The sequence below is a fragment of the Pseudoalteromonas sp. SWXJZ94C genome (assembly GCF_015864385.1).
In the GTDB taxonomy this organism is placed as follows: domain Bacteria; phylum Pseudomonadota; class Gammaproteobacteria; order Enterobacterales; family Alteromonadaceae; genus Pseudoalteromonas.
Genome location: NZ_JADYXF010000050.1, coordinates 1 through 17,541, shown reverse-complemented (window position 1 = coordinate 17,541; position 17,541 = coordinate 1). Strand labels below are relative to the sequence as shown.

Below are 17,541 nucleotides of genomic sequence, written 5' to 3'. Positions count from 1 at the left end.
ACATCCGATTTATGTGGTATAAAATTATTATCTCAGTAAGGGGTTGCCAATGCTAAACAAAGACTTAGAACTCACATTAAATGCCGCGTTTCGTGAAGCGCGCACTCGCCGTCATGAGTTTATGACCGTAGAGCACCTTTTACTTGCGCTTTTAGACAATCCTTCAGCGGGAGAAGCTCTAAACGCGTGTGGTGTTAATATTTCAGGTTTAAAAACCGAATTGCTAGAATTTATCGATGAAACAACACCGGTAATTCCAGATTTAGAAGAAGAGCGTGAAACTCAACCAACTCTTGGCTTTCAACGTGTATTACAGCGCGCTGTATTTCATGTGCAATCGTCAGGCAAAAACGAAGTAACTGGTGTAAACGTACTGGTAGCTATTTTTTCTGAACAAGAAAGCCAAGCCGTTTATTTACTTAAAAAGAACGATGTATCTCGATTAGATATCGTTAACTTTATTTCGCACGGTATTTCTAAAGCAGACGATGAATTAGGTGACGACACCGACGATATTCATGAAGAAGTACAAGAAGTTCAAAACGAAGAAGCAAGTAAGTTAGACAGCTTTACAACCAATCTAAACGCACAAGCGCGTGAAGGTAATATAGACCCTCTAATTGGTCGCGATAGCGAAGTAGAGCGCACTGTACAAGTGCTGTGTCGCCGTAAAAAGAACAATCCGCTATTAGTAGGTGAAGCCGGTGTTGGTAAAACAGCAATTGCAGAAGGCCTAGCGTACCGTATTGTGAACGATCAAGTTCCAGAAGTAATAGCCGATGCTGTTGTATATTCACTAGATATGGGAGCATTACTTGCGGGTACTAAATACCGTGGCGATTTTGAAAAACGTTTTAAAAGTTTATTAAAAGAGCTACAAGCGCAGCCTGGTTCTATTTTATTTATTGATGAAATACATACCATAATCGGTGCTGGCGCGGCGTCTGGTGGTGTTATGGACGCATCAAACTTGCTTAAACCGTTACTTTCAAGTGGCAAATTACGTTGTATGGGCTCAACTACTTACAACGAGTATAAAAATATTTTTGAGAAAGACCGTGCGCTAGTACGCCGTTTTCAAAAAATTGATGTACTTGAACCAAGCGTTGCAGACACCACTAAAATATTAAACGGTTTAAAAGAGCGTTACGAAGAACACCACGGTATTCGTTACACGCAAAAAGCGTTAAAAGCGGCAGCAGAACTAAGTGCTAAATACATTAATGAGCGTCACTTGCCTGATAAAGCAATTGATGTAATTGACGAAGCTGGTGCAAGTCAGCGTCTACAACCTAGCTCTAAGCGTAAAAAAACGATTGGTGTGGCAGATATCGAGCTGATTATATCTAAAATGGCACGTATTCCTGCACAAAGCGTGTCGTCAACAGATAAAGAAACACTTAAGAATCTTGACCGTAACCTTAAAATGTTAGTGTTTGGGCAAGATCAATCTATTGATGCGCTTACATCTGCTATTCGTTTATCTCGTTCTGGTTTATCAAGCGAAGAAAAACCAGTTGGCTCGTTCTTGTTTGCAGGACCTACCGGTGTTGGTAAAACAGAGGTAACTAAGCAACTAGCTAAATGCATGGGTGTTGAGTTTATCCGATTTGATATGTCGGAATATGTTGAACGCCACGCAATAAGCCGATTAATTGGTGCGCCTCCAGGTTATGTTGGTTTTGAGCAAGGTGGTTTATTAACAGAAGCTGTTATTAAAAATCCACATGCAGTTGTACTTTTAGATGAGATTGAAAAAGCGCATCCAGATATTTACAACGTTTTGCTACAAGTTATGGACCACGGTACCTTAACTGATAATAACGGTCGTAAAGCCGATTTTAGAAACGTGGTTGTGGTAATGACTACTAACGCTGGCGTGCAAGAAACTACACGTAAGTCGATTGGCTTTAGTGAGCAAGATCATACGCATGATGCAATGGGCGAAATTAATAAAATATTTTCACCTGAATTTAGAAACCGCTTAGATAACATCATTTGGTTTAATCACCTTGAACGTGACGTTATTTTACTTGTTGTTGATAAGTTTATTGTAGAGCTTCAAGCACAGCTTGATAAAAAATCGGTTAACCTTGAACTGACGTCTAAAGCGCGTGAATGGCTTGCTGACAAAGGTTACGACAAAGCGATGGGCGCACGTCCAATGGCACGTGTTATTCAAGAAGAGCTTAAAAAGCAGCTTGCTAACGAAATATTATTTGGTGAACTTGTTGAGGGCGGTACAGTTAAAGTCTCGGTCAAAGATAAGAAAATTCACTTTGAATATGAAAGTAGTTTAACGCCTGCGTAACGCATTTAATTAAAATACTTAGTTAAATAAAAATGGTCCGCTTAATTAAAAGCGGACCATTTTTTTGTCACATTTTTACGAGCAACAAAAAACCCAGCACAAAGCTGGGTTTTTTGTTTATTAAATGTAATTGCTAGATTAATTCCATCAATTACATTTAATAAACGCTTAAAGCTAGTTAAATACTAGCCAAAAACTAAATCTCGTTTACGCACTTACTTAGCGAGCACGGAATACGATACGACCCTTCGATAAATCGTAAGGAGTCATTTCTACCGTTACTTTATCGCCGGTTAAAATACGGATATAGTTTTTGCGCATTTTGCCTGAAATGTGAGCCACAACTACGTGACCATTTTCTAGCTCAACTCGGAACATTGTATTTGGTAAAGTATCAAGGACAGTCCCTTGCATTTCGATTACGTCTTCTTTCGCCATGTTTAGCGTAACACCTCTTTAATAGTTAAACGCTGCAGATTTTGCCCAAAATACGCCAATAAGTAAAGGCGCAGTGGCTATATTTGCAAATTAAATAGCCAGCCACTCATCATTGAGCTGTTTTTGCGCTGGTAAAAATTGAGTTTTGTATTTCATTTTATCGCATTCGTCTATTTGATAGCCTAAATATACATATTGTTTATTTTGCTCTTTCGCAAACTTGAGCTGCTGTAAAATCATGACTGTGCCTAAACTATATTGCTCAAAATCAGGGTCAAAAAATGTGTAAATTGCAGAAATAGCGTTTTGCATACAGTCAGTTACAGCAACAGCGACTAGTTTGTCTTGATGCCATAGTTCTATAAATGTAATGTCTAACCAACTACAAAACAAAAAACTTTGAAACTGTGTTTTTTCAGGAGGATACATACTTCCATCCTGATGACGAAGACTTATGTACTTACTGTAAAGTGGATAATACTCTTTTTGTTCAGTCTTAGAATATTTTACCTCAAACTGTGTTTTTGCTTTGTTTAGTTTACGTTTTTGCGATTTTGAGGGTGTAAACTCTTGCGCTAATACACGTACTGATTTGCATTCAGTGCATATGGGGCAGTGTGGGCGATAAATTTGGTTGCCACTACGGCGAAAACCTAAGCCTAATAATGACTCAAATTTATCGGTGCTGTAGCAACTTGGATCAAGAATAACCAAAAGTTGTTCTTGTCGATTGGGTAAATAGCTGCAGTCAAACTCTTGGCTTAAGCCTACACGAGCTGGAAGCTGTTCATTCATAGATTGCGTCAAGTGTTTGTGGCTCCCACATAGTTGGGCTAACAGTATAGTTATTTGCAACTTTAAGTTTAGCTAAAAATTCTGAGCGGGGTATTACTTTTGCGCCAAGGGTCATTAAATAAGGATTCTCTAACTGGGAATCAATAAAATGCGCATTATGGCGTTTAAGCCAATTTACAAGCGCCCACATAGCCAGTTTGGAGCAATTTGTTTGATGATGAAACATCGACTCGCCACAAAATACGCCATTTTGCATAATGCCATATAAGCCACCTGCAAGCTCTCCGTTACTCCACACCTCTAAACTATGCGCTATGCCCGCATTGTGTGCCTTAATGTACGCATTGAGCATGTCAGAGGTGATCCAGGTGCCATCGGTATCAAGGCGTTGATCGCGACAGGCTTCTATTACTTCTTCAAAGGCATTATTAATTGTTACTTCTACAGGATTCTTTTTTAAATGCTTACGAAGGCTTTTACTTACATGAAAATCATCCAGCTCAAAAATACCGCGCTCGCTTGGCGACCACCACATAATAGGCTCATCTTCACTAAACCAAGGAAATATACCGCTTTTGTAGGCATTGCTTAGGCGAGGCAGATTTAAATCGCCACCAATTGCCAGTAAGCCATCGGGAGACTCTAATGCGTATTCCGGATTGGGGAATGCTATATCGGTTTCGCTTAATTGGTATAGCTGATTTTTCATATAGTACTTATTTTATGATTGATCGTAAAAGTGTAACTATATTTGGGGCATAAAAAAAGGGCTGAATGACAGCCCTCAATTATTTATTTAATTGCTTATAAATTATCTAAGAAACGCTCTGCATCAAGTGCCGCCATACAGCCTGTACCCGCTGATGTGATTGCTTGACGGTAAATATGGTCAGACACATCACCTGCAGCAAAAACGCCTTCTACGCTTGTTTGTGTTGCGTTGCCGTTAAGACCAGACTCTACAACTAAGTAGCCATCTTTCATTTCTAATTGACCAACAAACATATCAGTATTTGGTTTATGACCAATAGCAATAAATACGCCTGCTAAATCGAGTTCTTCAGTTGCATCAGAGTTTGCATCTTTAATACGAACGCCTGTTACACCCATTTGATCGCCTAATACTTCGTCAAGCGTGCGGTTGTAATGCATTACTACATTACCATTAGCTGCTTTTTCAGCAAGACGATCTGCTAGTATTTTTTCACTGCGGAAACTATCACGACGATGAATAACATGTACTTCGTCAGCAATATTAGATAGGTAAAGCGCTTCTTCAACCGCTGTATTACCACCACCAACAACCGCTACTTTTTGACCTTTATAGAAAAAACCGTCACAAGTAGCACAAGCCGAAACACCACGACCCTGAAATTTAGTTTCAGACTCAAGACCTAAATACTTAGCAGAGGCACCTGTCGCAATGATTAGCGCATCACATGTGTAAGTGCCTTGGTCGCCAGTTAGTGTGAAAGGGCGTTTAGATACATCTACTTTATTGATGTGATCAAACACAATTTCAGTTTCAAAGCGCTCAGCATGCTCTTTCATACGATCCATTAACGCAGGACCCGTTAAGCCGTGTGCATCACCAGGCCAGTTTTCAACTTCAGTAGTGGTTGTTAACTGACCACCTTGTTGAATGCCTGTAATTAAAACAGGGTTTAAATTTGCACGTGCTGCATATACTGCGGCAGTATAACCAGCTGGGCCAGAGCCTAAAATTAGTAGCTTACAATGTTTTGCTTCAGTCATTATTTTATCCTAAACGTTTAATACGGTCTTTAATGCGCTCGATTCTAAGAAAAACAAGGCAGAAGTAAACAAAATCTGTGATTTTATTTTTTTGTAAATCGAAAAGCTGTGCATTTTTATGTACTAGAGAGTGTGGTTTTTGTAGTTAATAAACTAAAGTAGCTCAATTAATAGACTAACAGGCAACAAAACTGCGTTAATTCATGACCACTTAAGTTTTTTTTGTTATGTTTTAAATAATTTTATTTGTCACTTACAGATTATGTGACCTTAGTTAATAGGCATCTATGTTATTTTGGCAGGAAAAACCCGCATTCGGGTTGACTTCAAAAGACGTTAACGTCTTAACCAATGCGCAAGATTATCGTACGCAACTGCTACGTTTAATTAGCAATGCAAAAAAACGAATTTATATAACTGCGTTGTATTTACAAGATGACGAAGCAGGACGCGAAATTTTAGACGCGCTGCATCGTGTGTCATTGGACAACCCGGCACTTGAGATAAAAGTGCTGGTGGATTTTCATCGCGCGCAACGCGGTTTAATTGGCGCAGATAAGTCAGACGGCAACGCAAGTTTATATTGTGACGATTTAGAAAAGTTTAAATCGAACGTACAAGTATATGGCGTACCCGTTAAAGCCAAAGAGCTTTTTGGCGTATTGCATTTAAAAGGTTTTGTAATTGACGATACCTTACTTTATAGCGGTGCGAGCTTAAATAATGTGTATTTGCAATATAACGAACGCTATAGACTCGACCGATACTTTTTAATAACGCAAAGAGAGCTGTGTAACTCAGTAGTCGATTTTATTGAATCAAAGCTACTTAGTTCAGTGGCTGTGCCGCGCATTGACACGCGACCGCTTAAACGTTTACACGACTTTAAACTTGATCAAAAACAATTAATGCGTGATTTAAAAGCCGCAAGTTACGAAAGCGCTAAATTACAAAATACACAACCATTAGGTATTCGTTTATTTTTAGGGTTAGGGCGTCGTAATAACGAGCTTAACCGATTAATAAAAGCGTTATTTGATACTACAGAGCAAGAGCTGATTCTTTATACTCCTTACTTTAATTTTCCGGCGCCGCTTATGCGATCACTGCGTCGATTATTAAAACAAGGTAAGCAAGTCACTATTGTTGTAGGCGATAAAACAGCAAACGACTTTTATGTACCGCCAAGTGAGCCATTCAGTAAAATTGGCGCGTTACCTTACTTGTACGAGACTATTTTGCATAAGTTTGTAAAATCGCAAAAGCGTCATATAGATAACGGTAATTTAAATGTGTACTTGTGGAAGCACGAAAGTAATTCGTTTCATTTAAAAGGTATTTGTTCTGATCGTAAAAACCATTTGTTAAGTGGGCATAACCTTAACCCGCGTGCTTGGGGATTAGATATCGAAAACGGTATTTTAATAGAAGACCCAGAGCAAACAATTATGGAAGCGATTGATAACGAAAAGCAGGAAATTTTACAGCACTGCCGTCGTTTAACAGGTCCTGATGATTTAGAAACAATGGATGATTATCCGCAGCCAGTTAAAAAGCTACTTGGTCAAGCTAAGCGCGTAAAAGTAGATTTTATAATTAAGCGTTTTATCTAAACCAGTTTATCTAAATAAGTTTATATAAATCTAAAATTTAAACACAAAAAAAGCAGCTAATTAGCTGCTTTTTTATGGGTTGTAGTTAGGTAGCTACATTACTTAATACCAACCTAACTACATAAACGCTAAATTATGCGTTTTCTACCGCTGTGCGTGGGTCAACATATTCCATGTTGAACGCTTCAGCTACTTCTTTGTAAGTTACTTGGCCTTTAATTACGTTTAAGCCTTTTAAGAAGTGAGCGTCATCTAGTAGCGCCTTTTTATAACCTTTGTTAGCAAGGTTAATGATGAAAGGCAATGTTGCATTGTTAAGTGCAAACGTAGATGTGCGTGGAACAGCGCCAGGCATGTTAGCAACACAGTAGTGAACAACTTCATCAACAATGAAAGTAGGATCAGCATGCGTAGTTGCTTTAGAAGTAGCAATACAGCCACCTTGGTCTATTGCAACGTCAACAATTGCAGAACCAGGTTTCATTGCTTTAATGTGTGCAGCAGTTACTAGTTTAGGTGCAGCTGCGCCTGGAATTAGTACGCCACCAATTACTAAATCAGCTTCTAGTACGTGTTTTTCTAGTGCATCAGCAGTTGAGTAAATAGCTTTTACTTTATTACCAAATTGCGCGTCTAGTGCACGTAATACATCGATGTTACGATCAAGAACTACAACTTCAGCTCCAAGACCAACAGCCATTTGAGCTGCGCTACGACCAACCATGCCGCCGCCAATTACAACAACTTTAGCAGCTTCAACGCCTGGTACGCCACCTAGTAGCATGCCACGACCGTGGTTAGATTTTTCTAGCGCTTGTGCACCAGCTTGAATAGACATACGGCCAGCAACTTCGCTCATAGGAGCAAGAAGCGGTAAACCACCGCGAGAGTCAGTTACAGTCTCGTATGCAATACAAATAGCTTTGCTTTTTACAAGGTCTTCAGTTTGTGGAAGATCAGGTGCAAGGTGTAAGTAAGTGAAAAGAATTTGGTCTTCACGTAACATTGCACGTTCAACTGCTTGTGGCTCTTTTACTTTAACAATCATGTCTGCTTTAGCGAAAACGTCAGCAGCAGTTGTTAAAATTTCAGCACCTGCAAGAGTGTAATCTTCGTTAGTAAAACCAATCCCCATGCCCGCGTCTGTTTCTACAATCACTTGGTGACCGTGGTTTACTAATTCACGAACACTCGCAGGAACCATACCTACACGGTATTCATGGTTTTTAATTTCTTTAGGTACACCAATAATCATAACTTTTGCCTTATTAAGAACGGATTAACATTTTCCACTATTATATTCATCATAAGCCAGTGTGTCTCACCTTTTTTAAAGTCAAATCTAGTGTTATCATCTAAATAATTAAAATAAACAGAATAAAAAACTAGCTGGATATATGCATCAATTATTAGACCGAATTGACCGTAAAATTTTAATGGAGTTGCAGCACGATGGGCGGCTTTCAAATGTAGAATTGGCCCGACGAGTTGGGCTAAGCGCCACGCCCTGTCTGGAGCGCGTAAAAAAGCTAGAACGAGAAGGTTATATACTGGGTTACAAAGCAGTGGTCGATCCAGCTAAGTTAGGACAAGGTTTATCGGTGTATGTAGAAGTAACAATTACAAAAACATCTCCCGACGTATTTGACGAATTTAGTGCAGCGGTAAAAAAGCACGAAGAGATTATAGAATGCCACTTAGTATCGGGTAATTTTGATTTTTTATTAAAAACCCGCGTAAACGATATGTCAGAGTATCGAGGCGTTTTAGGTGACATATTATTAAAACTACCAAATGTGAGTGAAAGCCGCACTTATGTAGTAATGGAAGAAGTTAAAGGTGAGGTGGGCGTTATAATTCGCCCTTACATTGCTTAATATTATTTATATTGCAGCTATATTATAAGCAGCTGATTTTTGAGTTAAGTTAAAATCAGCCTTAAAGTTCAACAGCCTTTAATTAATATGAGCCTAAATTATAAAAACTTGTTCATTATCAGGTCATCAGCATTAAGATAAAGTGCAACAAATTACATTTCCTGCTAAGGTATTTCACTGCTAAGTGAGTGTAAATAGAATAATAAAGAGGAATAGGGAACTATGCGCCTAAATGGTGTGCAAAGACTATTAGAAACAGGGCTGATAATCAGCACCTTTACGGCAATATTTATTTTATGTGCCTTAATCAGTTTTGATCCAGCAGATGCTGCATGGTCGCAAACAAGCTTTAGTGAAGTTAGAAACATTACTGGCGCTGCGGGTGCGTGGATTGCTGACATATTATTACTTACTTTTGGCTGGCTTGCTTATTTTGTGCCGGCTGCAATTCAAATATTTGGTTATTTATTATTTAAACAACCTCACCGAATTTTTCAACTCGACTACACCACATTAGCACTTCGCGTTATAGGCTTTGCTCTATTTATTACCTCAGCTACCGCTATTAGCAGCATTAATTTTGATGACATTTATAATTTTTCATCAGGTGGGGTAGTGGGCGATGTAATAGAGTCGGCAATGATGCCAGCATTTAATTTTACAGGCACAACCATATTATTATTGTGTTTCTTTTTTGCAGGTTTAACACTTTTAACAGGTGTATCGTGGGTTGAATTTGTTGATTGGCTAGGTGATTTAGTTGTTCGGTTTTATCGTTTTATTACCACTTACGCACAAGGCTGGATGCACCGAGAGCGTGTTGCTGGTAACGCCAATAACGACAACGAACGAGCCGATGCCTATTTTGAAGATGATATTCATGAACAAATAGAATTACCAGCATCAGCTAAAAAATCGAATAAGCAAAAAGCAATTAACAAACCACAAGCGCCATTTAATGAGCCGCAAATTAGCGACGATTTTATGCCATTTGACGAGCTTGATGACATACTCGATCAAGAAATTGGTTTTAGCGCTATAGATGACGAGCCAATGGACACTGAGGCTGCGCTAAATGCACTCGATCAGAGCCCTGTTGTAGAGCCTGAAAAACCAGTTACAACGGTTGTATCACCAGCCAGACCAATGCCTAAGCCAAAACCAGCGTATCAGCCGCCGCCAACAGCTAAAGAAAAGTTTGAGCAGCTATTAACGCAAGAGCCACCACCAGGACCATTACCGTCGCTCGATTTACTCGACAGACCAGATAAAGCTAAAAATCCTATTTCGCAAGAAGAGCTCGATACAGTATCGCGCCTAGTAGAGACAAAACTACTCGATTTTAACGTACAGGCAACGGTTGTAGCGGTATATCCGGGTCCCGTTGTTACGCGTTTTGAGTTAGATTTAGCACCTGGTATAAAAGTGTCTAAAATTACAGGTTTAGCAAAAGATTTAGCCCGTTCGCTTTCGGCAATTAGTGTACGTGTTGTAGAAGTTATTCCGGGTAAAACATATGTAGGGATAGAGCTTCCTAATAAACACCGTGAAATAGTACGTTTATCGGAAGTGATAAACGCACCAAAATTTGAACAAAACCCATCGCCACTCACCATGGTGCTAGGTAAAGACATTGCCGGTCAGCCGGTGTGTGCTGACCTAGGGAAAATGCCACACTTACTGGTAGCGGGTACAACCGGTTCGGGTAAGTCAGTGGGCGTTAATGTCATGATATTAAGTTTACTTTACAAGTCGGGTCCTGATGACGTACGTATGATCATGATTGACCCTAAAATGCTTGAACTTTCGGTTTACGAAGGCATCCCGCATTTACTATGTGAAGTAGTAACTGACATGAAAGAAGCCGCTAACGCGCTGCGTTGGTGTGTAGGCGAAATGGAACGTCGTTATAAGTTAATGTCGGCATTAGGTGTACGTAACTTAAAAGGTTACAACCAAAAAGTGCTTGATGCAAAAGAAGCGGGTTACCCGATTCTTGATCCATTATTTAAAGACACCGACGGCATGAAAGAAGGTCCAGACGAGCTAGGTAAATTACCAAGTATTGTTGTAGTAATAGATGAATTTGCCGACATGATGATGATTGTAGGTAAAAAAGTGGAAGAGCTAATTGCACGTATTGCCCAAAAAGCACGTGCGGCTGGTATTCATTTAATACTGGCAACGCAGCGCCCTTCAGTAGATGTAATAACAGGTTTAATTAAAGCAAATATACCAACGCGTATGGCGTTTCAGGTATCAAGTAAAATAGACTCGCGTACCATACTTGACCAACAAGGCGCAGAAAACTTACTTGGTATGGGTGATATGCTTTATTTACCACCAGGCACTAGTGTACCAGAGCGTGTACATGGCGCATTTGTAGACGATCACGAAGTACATGCCGTCGTAAACGATTGGAAAGCACGTTCTAAAACAAATTACATAGATGAAATATTAAATGGTGATGCCAGTGAAGATATTTTATTACCAGGTGAAGCAAGTGAAAATGCAGATGAAGAAAACGATCCTTTATACGACGAAGCAGTTTCGTTTGTAGTAGAAACAGGCAAAGTATCGGTTTCATCAGTACAACGTAAATTACGTGTTGGCTATAACCGCGCAGCACGTTTAGTAGAACAAATGGAAACATCGGGTATCGTGAGTTCACCAGGTCATAACGGCGCTCGCGATGTATTAGTACCTAATGGAGCAAATTAATTATGAAACTTAACACCTTAATTTTAGTGCTTGGCAGCTTAGTTGCTGCGCCAAGCTTTGCTGACGACAGCCAAGCATTACAAGATCAACTTGCAACGCTAAAAAGCTTTAAAGCGCAATTCGCACAAAAAGTAACTGACAAAGAAGGCCAAGCAGTTATGCAAGGCGAGGGCACAATAGCGCTTCAACAGCCTATGATGATCCGCTGGCAGCAAACTAATCCAGACGATACTTTGTTTATATCAAATGGTGACAAAACATATTACTTTGACAGCTTTGCTGAGCAAGTAACCATTATGCAAACTAGCAGCTTGATCGACTCAACACCGTTTGTATTGCTTACATCTAAAGACCCTGCACAATGGGAAAAATACAGCGTACTTGCTACTAGTAAGGGTTTTAGCGTAACACCCAATAAAGGGGTTGAAAGCCAAGTAGAGCAGCTAGATATTACATTTGCGAGTAATGAGCAAGGCCTTGCTGAATTAGTGGTTACGGATAATTCTGGGCAGCTATCGTCATTTACGTTCAGCGATCCTCAAGTAAATACATTACTTGATAAAACCACCTTTGAATTTACACCGCCAGAAGGTGTTGAAATAGACGATCAGAGTAACGGTGAGTAATTTAGGTTTTAATTTTGGACCCGATGTACGCCCACTTGCCGCGCGTATGCGCCCTACAACACTTGAAGAATATATTGGTCAGCAGCATTTATTAAGTGCTGATAAACCGCTGCATCAAGCCATTGTGGCGGGGCGCTGCCATAGTTTAATTTTGTGGGGACCGCCAGGTGTGGGTAAAACAACACTTGCACAAATCATTGCCAACCATGCAGATGCTTCACTTATTCAAATGTCGGCGGTAACTGCGGGCGTAAAAGATATTCGCGACAGCGTAACGCAAGCACGCGATAACTTAGAAAGCCGTGGACAACGTACCCTTATGTTTGTTGACGAAGTGCATCGCTTTAATAAATCTCAGCAAGATGCGTTTTTACCGCACATAGAAGACGGCACCTTTATATTTGTAGGTGCAACCACCGAAAACCCCTCGTTCGCCCTTAACAACGCTATTTTATCGCGTGCGCGTGTGTATGTTTTAAAGTCGCTTGCCGACACCGACTTATACACCGTAATAGAGCGCGCACTTAAACAAGACGAGCAGCTAAGCCAAAAGCACATAACTATTGCCGACAACGCTAAAAAGGCATTGTGCCAAGCAAGTGGTGGCGATGCCCGCAAAGTACTTAACTTACTTGAACAAGCAGTTGACTTAACAACTGAGCAAAACGGGCAATACAACGTAGACGAGCACGTACTTAGCCAAGTGTTACCAACGCATTTAGCAAAATACGATAAAGGCGGCGATGAGTTTTACGATTTAATATCAGCCTTTCACAAATCAGTACGTGGCAGCTCTCCCGATGGTGCACTGTATTGGTATTGCCGTATTTTAGCCGGTGGCGGTGACCCTCTATACGTAGCAAGGCGATTACTTGCGATAGCTACAGAAGACATTGGTAACGCCGATCCGCGCGCAATGGAAGTCGCCCTAAACGCATGGGATATATTTCAGCGAGTAGGCCCAAGCGAGGGCGAACGTGCAATAGCACAAGCCACGTTGTATTTAGCCAGTGCACCCAAAAGCAATGCTGTTTATATGGCGTTTAATCAAGCCAAAGCAGATGCTCAAAATGAGCCAAGTTACCCCGTGCCAGAGCATTTACGCAATGCTCCAACCAACTTAATGAAAGACTTAGGTTACGGCGCCGAGTATCGCTATGCGCACAACGAAGAAGGCGCATTTGCCGCAGGTGAAAAGTACTTACCGCCAGAAATGGACGGTAAAGAATATTACTTACCGAGCGAACGCGGACTTGAACAAAAAATTAAACAAAAACTCGATTACCTAAAAGAGCGCGATGCGCAAAGCCCACTTAGACGATACGAAAAATGATTAAACTTTATATGATGATCGCCCTTGGCGGAGCCTCAGGTGCGTGTTTACGGTTTTTTATTAGCGAAAGCATGCTAAAACTCCTCGGTAGGGGATTCCCTTTTGGCACGTTGACGGTTAATATTCTGGGTTCATTGTTAATGGGCATTTTGTACGGTTTGATAGATAAAGAAATTATCACCGCAAGCCCCGCCAAAACTCTTATCGGTATTGGCTTTTTAGGTGCATTAACCACCTTTTCAACATTCTCAATGGACTCGTTGTTGTTATTACAACAAGGTCACTTTATTAAAATGGCCCTCAATATCATCCTAAACGTGATGGTGTGTATTTTTATGGCTTGGCTGGGCCTTCAGCTAGTAATGCAAAAAGGTTAAAAAACTAACATGTTAGATTCTAAATTTTTACGTCAAGACATCGAACAAACTGCAGCACGTTTAGCGGCGCGCGGTTACGAACTCGATGTAGCGACGGTAACGGCACTTGAAGAAAAACGCAAAACATTACAAGTAAAAACGCAAGAACTTCAAAGTCAACGTAATGCAAGCGCAAAAGCAATTGGTCAAGCCAAAGCAAAAGGCGAAGACGCGCAGCCATTACTTGATGCAGTAGCTAACTTAGGTAGCGAGCTAGACGCTGCTAAAACTGAGCAAGATGCAGTATTAGCCGCAATTAACGACATTGCTTTAGCAATTCCTAACTTACCAGACGAGTCTGTACCAGCGGGTAAAGATGAAGACGACAACGTTGAAATTTTAACATGGGGCACGCCTAAAAAATTCGATTTTGAAGTTAAAGATCACGTTGATGTAGGGCAAGACCTAAACGGCTTAGACTTTGAAATGGGCGTTAAAATTAGTGGCGCACGCTTTACCGTAATGCGCGGTCAAGTAGCGCGTATGCACCGTGCACTAACGCAATTTATGCTAGATACACACGCAGACAAAAACGGCTATACAGAAATGTATGTACCGTACTTAGTTAATAGCGCAAGCCTTTACGGTACAAGCCAATTACCTAAATTTGCAGGTGATTTGTTCCACACATTAGGTCTTGTAAACGACGATGGCGAACAACAAGCCGGCTTTAGCTTAATTCCTACAGCAGAAGTACCGCTTACAAACAGCGCACGCGACGAAATTTACGACGAAAGCGCTTTACCTATACGCTTAGTTGCCCACACTCCGTGCTTTAGAAGTGAAGCAGGCAGCTATGGTCGTGATACACGTGGCTTAATTCGTCAGCATCAGTTTGATAAAGTTGAATTAGTACAGCTTGTAAAACCAGAAGACTCAATGGCAACGCTTGAAGAGTTAACAGGTCATGCAGAGCAAATACTACAAGCGCTTGAGCTTCCGTACCGTAAAGTGATTTTATGTATGGGCGACATGGGCTTTGGCTCAGCTAAAACATACGATTTAGAAGTATGGTTACCAGCGCAAGACACATACCGTGAAATTTCATCATGTTCAAACATGGCTGATTTTCAGGCTCGTCGTATGCAAGCACGTTTTCGCCGTGAAGGTGTTAAAAAGCCAGAGTTACTACATACACTAAATGGTTCAGGCTTAGCAGTTGGTCGTACTCTCGTAGCCATACTAGAAAACTACCAACAAGCAGATGGCTCAGTAGTAGTACCAGAAGCATTACGCCCATACATGGGTGGATTGGAAGTGATTGGTAAACAATAAAAATCAAGTTTAAGTTAAGCAAGCTTTAAGCTTGTAAATCTTAAGACGAAAGCCGCTGTTTGTAATGAACAGCGGCTTTTTTGTTGTGGGTTAAAGGTAAAAACTTAAAGAAAAAATTCAAGTTATCTTATTAATAATATCGCTTACACCTATTTTTATAGCTCATTACTTTTTTGTCCGATATTACTGATCTCTACCATTTTGGGGTATTTCTACATCAAGGAAACTTAAATATCGGCTAACTAATTGTTTACAAGTCCTTATTAGCTGGTTAAATTAGAACCTTTGTAATATTTGGACATTTGTCGGGTTATAAAGCGACAAATGTCGGATACAAAGCTTTTAGTTTTTAAAGTATCTTACCATCTAAGGAGAGAAGAATTGATTCAAAACGTTTTAAGCTTTATGGGTTCTTGGGAAAAATTATGTAGTACACACTCTGAGGAATTAGAATCTATAAAAGTAGCAATAGCTGAGTACGCTCTTTATAGATCTAGTGATAAAGAAGGTAGTTTAAATATCAGTACCAGAGAAATTTGGGAAAAATTCCTATTTGATCAAGGTTGGAACATAGCAGAACAAGCCTATTTTAACACATCAGGCAGGAGAGTGCCTGTAAGGTCTTTAGGTCCACAAAAAAATGGTTTATCTGCTCAAATGGCGTTTTCCAACCCGGACTTTTTAAGTAGGTGGCTTTTTACATATTCAACATTAGCTGTCAGAAACAAAATTGTTGAAATACCAATTTTAGTTGTCCCAATGCTTGACTCACACCCTAATATAAATCGTAGCCACATAGCAAGAACGGGGTCATTCGAATACTATCAAGAACAATTAGAGATGCTCTCTCCACTTAGTTTGACTCACCCCTTTTTAATTATTGGCTATTCTATACATACTTCGCTATTGGACATTAACGTAATTGATGTAGAGCAAGAAGATAGACCACCATCTCCTGAAGTTAATCAAGTTATAAACAAAAGTATTGAGTTTCCTGCTGAATACCATCAAGCCGGAATAGGAATACTTAATTTCTTCTCAACATATTTAACTGAAAACTATCCAGATCAAGATGCAACTGTTCGAATTGAACAGAATGGATTAAAAGTTAGAATGATTGTCGAATCAGGAGAGGGAAACCCTGAAATTATTGAGAAGGCACTACATGAATATGAACAAATAATGTCGGGATCACAAAGTGCAACTAAATTTACTCAAAATGAAAAACTAATACTTGAGTTAAGGAATGAAGTTAGAGTTGCCAAATTTAGAATTGAATCTCAACAAGACATCATAGCCTTGCAGAATCATAAAATTCAATCTAGTGAAGAGCGTATTGATACGTTGCTAGGAATTGTTGGTGAAGGGCTTAGACAGGAACCTCATAATATAAATGTACAAGTAAACCCTTGCATCCAAAATAATATGTCACTCACTATAAATGCTGATATTGCTTCAAGCTTGGGGCACCTTGAAGAATTGATGGATATACTTCCTAAAGATGATGCGATTTGTTTGCCAATTAATGATTTGTCTAAATCACTACAAATTATTGAAGCAGAGCAAAACCCAGAAATTGTACGTTCATCATCTGCTATGTCTAAGTTTTCTAGGTTTATCGATAAAATATCTGATGCCAATGGGGCTGTTAGAAAAGCAATTGATACTACTCAGCAGGGATTTGAAGTGGCACAAGATCTAGTTAATAAATACAATAAAATTGCATCTTGGTGTGGGTTACCAGTTGTACCTACATTTAAATAAAAACTAACAAGAGACTATGGCGTCAAAGAAAAATTAGGATGACACCCATCCTAATTATTACGAGAAAAGCCAACAAAAACAGCATGAAGAGTGCATTATTATAAATAAAGCAAAAATAATGGGGTCAGGTCCTGAGGGATCCCCACAATTATTAATAAGCTACAAGCACTCACGGCAATCCTTATTTAATTGTTTGAGTGCTTCTGAAAAAATTTTCAGTTTTATTTTATAACCAAACTTTTCGAAATATTGCGTCCCTAAACTAAAACTAGACAGCACGTTTCTATTCTTTATCGTATTCGCCTGAAAGCTTCTATGTACATTCAATATTTTTGCAGTTAAACCGGCTAGCCAAAGGATAAAATTAGCAATTAATGCAATCAATAACGCGACATTCAAGCGGCCTTTTTCATAGCTACGACAATGACGTAAGTTCAAGCCATTACTGGTGTTTTTTAAGTCTCGAAAGGACTCTTCTATCTGCATTCGCTGGCTGTAAATTTTAACAATATCTTGTGCTGAATAATTAATATTGCACAATGTAGTGGTAAAGTAATTTTGGCCACCCATTAAGAAAGAAATGTTATGCTATTTGCATACAAATTTGGGTGAAAAAA

The 17,541-nt window shown here is 39.7% G+C and carries 14 protein-coding genes and 1 pseudogene; 9 read left to right on the top strand and 6 right to left on the bottom strand.

The genetic code is table 11. The features are described from left to right. Window positions 1-49 precede the first annotated feature (49 nt). Window positions 50-2,311: an ATP-dependent Clp protease ATP-binding subunit ClpA gene (gene clpA, locus I6F65_RS18070; protein ID WP_024609736.1), complete on the top strand. Its 2,262-nt coding sequence runs from the start codon at window positions 50-52 to the stop codon at window positions 2,309-2,311. Between the two features lie 219 nt (window positions 2,312-2,530). Here clpA and infA read toward each other — a convergent pair whose 3' ends face one another. The 4 genes from infA to trxB form a co-directional block, all read right to left on the bottom strand. Next, complete coding sequence (gene infA / locus I6F65_RS18065; protein ID WP_002962494.1) at window positions 2,531-2,749, bottom strand: translation initiation factor IF-1; 219 nt, start codon at window positions 2,747-2,749, stop codon at window positions 2,531-2,533. Between the two features lie 90 nt (window positions 2,750-2,839). Next, window positions 2,840-3,544 carry an arginyltransferase gene (locus I6F65_RS18060; protein ID WP_024609735.1) on the bottom strand — a complete coding sequence of 235 codons (705 nt, stop codon included), beginning with the start codon at window positions 3,542-3,544 and terminating at the stop codon, window positions 2,840-2,842. Further along, window positions 3,537-4,253, bottom strand: a complete 717-nt coding sequence (gene aat, locus I6F65_RS18055) for a leucyl/phenylalanyl-tRNA--protein transferase (RefSeq protein ID WP_024609734.1) — start codon at window positions 4,251-4,253, stop codon at window positions 3,537-3,539. Before aat ends, I6F65_RS18060 begins: the two co-directional genes overlap by 8 nt. Window positions 4,254-4,348: 95 nt before the next feature. Beyond that, complete coding sequence (gene trxB, locus I6F65_RS18050; RefSeq protein ID WP_166109300.1) at window positions 4,349-5,299, bottom strand: thioredoxin-disulfide reductase; 951 nt, start codon at window positions 5,297-5,299, stop codon at window positions 4,349-4,351. Window positions 5,300-5,586: 287 nt separating this feature from the next. Between trxB and pssA the strand changes: the two genes are divergently transcribed. Continuing rightward, the gene (gene pssA, locus I6F65_RS18045) at window positions 5,587-6,912 is read left to right on the top strand and encodes a CDP-diacylglycerol--serine O-phosphatidyltransferase (protein ID WP_166109301.1); all 1,326 of its coding nucleotides are present in this window, start codon (window positions 5,587-5,589) and stop codon (window positions 6,910-6,912) included. Window positions 6,913-7,045: 133 nt separating this feature from the next. On the opposite strand, the gene ald is transcribed toward pssA, so the two are convergent. Continuing rightward, a complete protein-coding gene (ald, locus tag I6F65_RS18040) occupies window positions 7,046-8,167 on the bottom strand; it encodes an alanine dehydrogenase (RefSeq protein WP_024612610.1) in 1,122 nt (373 codons plus the stop codon). A gap of 142 nt (window positions 8,168-8,309) precedes the next feature. On the opposite strand from ald, the gene lrp reads away from it, so the two are divergent. The 7 genes from lrp (at window position 8,310) to I6F65_RS18005 (ending at window position 16,924) form a co-directional block, all read left to right on the top strand. Beyond that, a complete protein-coding gene (gene lrp, locus I6F65_RS18035) occupies window positions 8,310-8,789 on the top strand; it encodes a leucine-responsive transcriptional regulator Lrp (protein ID WP_166109302.1) in 480 nt (159 codons plus the stop codon). Between the two features lie 222 nt (window positions 8,790-9,011). Beyond that, window positions 9,012-11,510 (top strand): DNA translocase FtsK, encoded by a 2,499-nt coding sequence (locus I6F65_RS18030; RefSeq protein ID WP_197114254.1) that lies wholly within the window; start codon window positions 9,012-9,014, stop codon window positions 11,508-11,510. Further along, complete coding sequence (gene lolA / locus I6F65_RS18025; RefSeq protein WP_197114270.1) at window positions 11,510-12,136, top strand: outer membrane lipoprotein chaperone LolA; 627 nt, start codon at window positions 11,510-11,512, stop codon at window positions 12,134-12,136. The genes I6F65_RS18030 and lolA overlap by 1 nt, the downstream gene beginning before the upstream one ends. Continuing rightward, window positions 12,129-13,469, top strand: a complete 1,341-nt coding sequence (locus I6F65_RS18020; protein WP_197114246.1) for a replication-associated recombination protein A — start codon at window positions 12,129-12,131, stop codon at window positions 13,467-13,469. Before lolA ends, I6F65_RS18020 begins: the two co-directional genes overlap by 8 nt. Then, window positions 13,466-13,846 carry a fluoride efflux transporter CrcB gene (crcB, locus tag I6F65_RS18015; RefSeq protein WP_021032117.1) on the top strand — a complete coding sequence of 127 codons (381 nt, stop codon included), beginning with the start codon at window positions 13,466-13,468 and terminating at the stop codon, window positions 13,844-13,846. Before I6F65_RS18020 ends, crcB begins: the two co-directional genes overlap by 4 nt. 9 nt (window positions 13,847-13,855) lie before the next feature. After that, window positions 13,856-15,160: a serine--tRNA ligase gene (serS, locus tag I6F65_RS18010; RefSeq protein ID WP_197114244.1), complete on the top strand. Its 1,305-nt coding sequence runs from the start codon at window positions 13,856-13,858 to the stop codon at window positions 15,158-15,160. Between the two features lie 324 nt (window positions 15,161-15,484). Next, a complete protein-coding gene (locus I6F65_RS18005) occupies window positions 15,485-16,924 on the top strand; it encodes a hypothetical protein (RefSeq protein ID WP_197114242.1) in 1,440 nt (479 codons plus the stop codon). Window positions 16,925-17,083: 159 nt separating this feature from the next. On the opposite strand, the pseudogene I6F65_RS18000 reads toward I6F65_RS18005, so the two are convergent. Continuing rightward, a pseudogene (locus I6F65_RS18000) lies at window positions 17,084-17,470 on the bottom strand (transposase); the annotation flags it as partial. Between the last annotated feature and the right edge of the window lie 71 nt (window positions 17,471-17,541).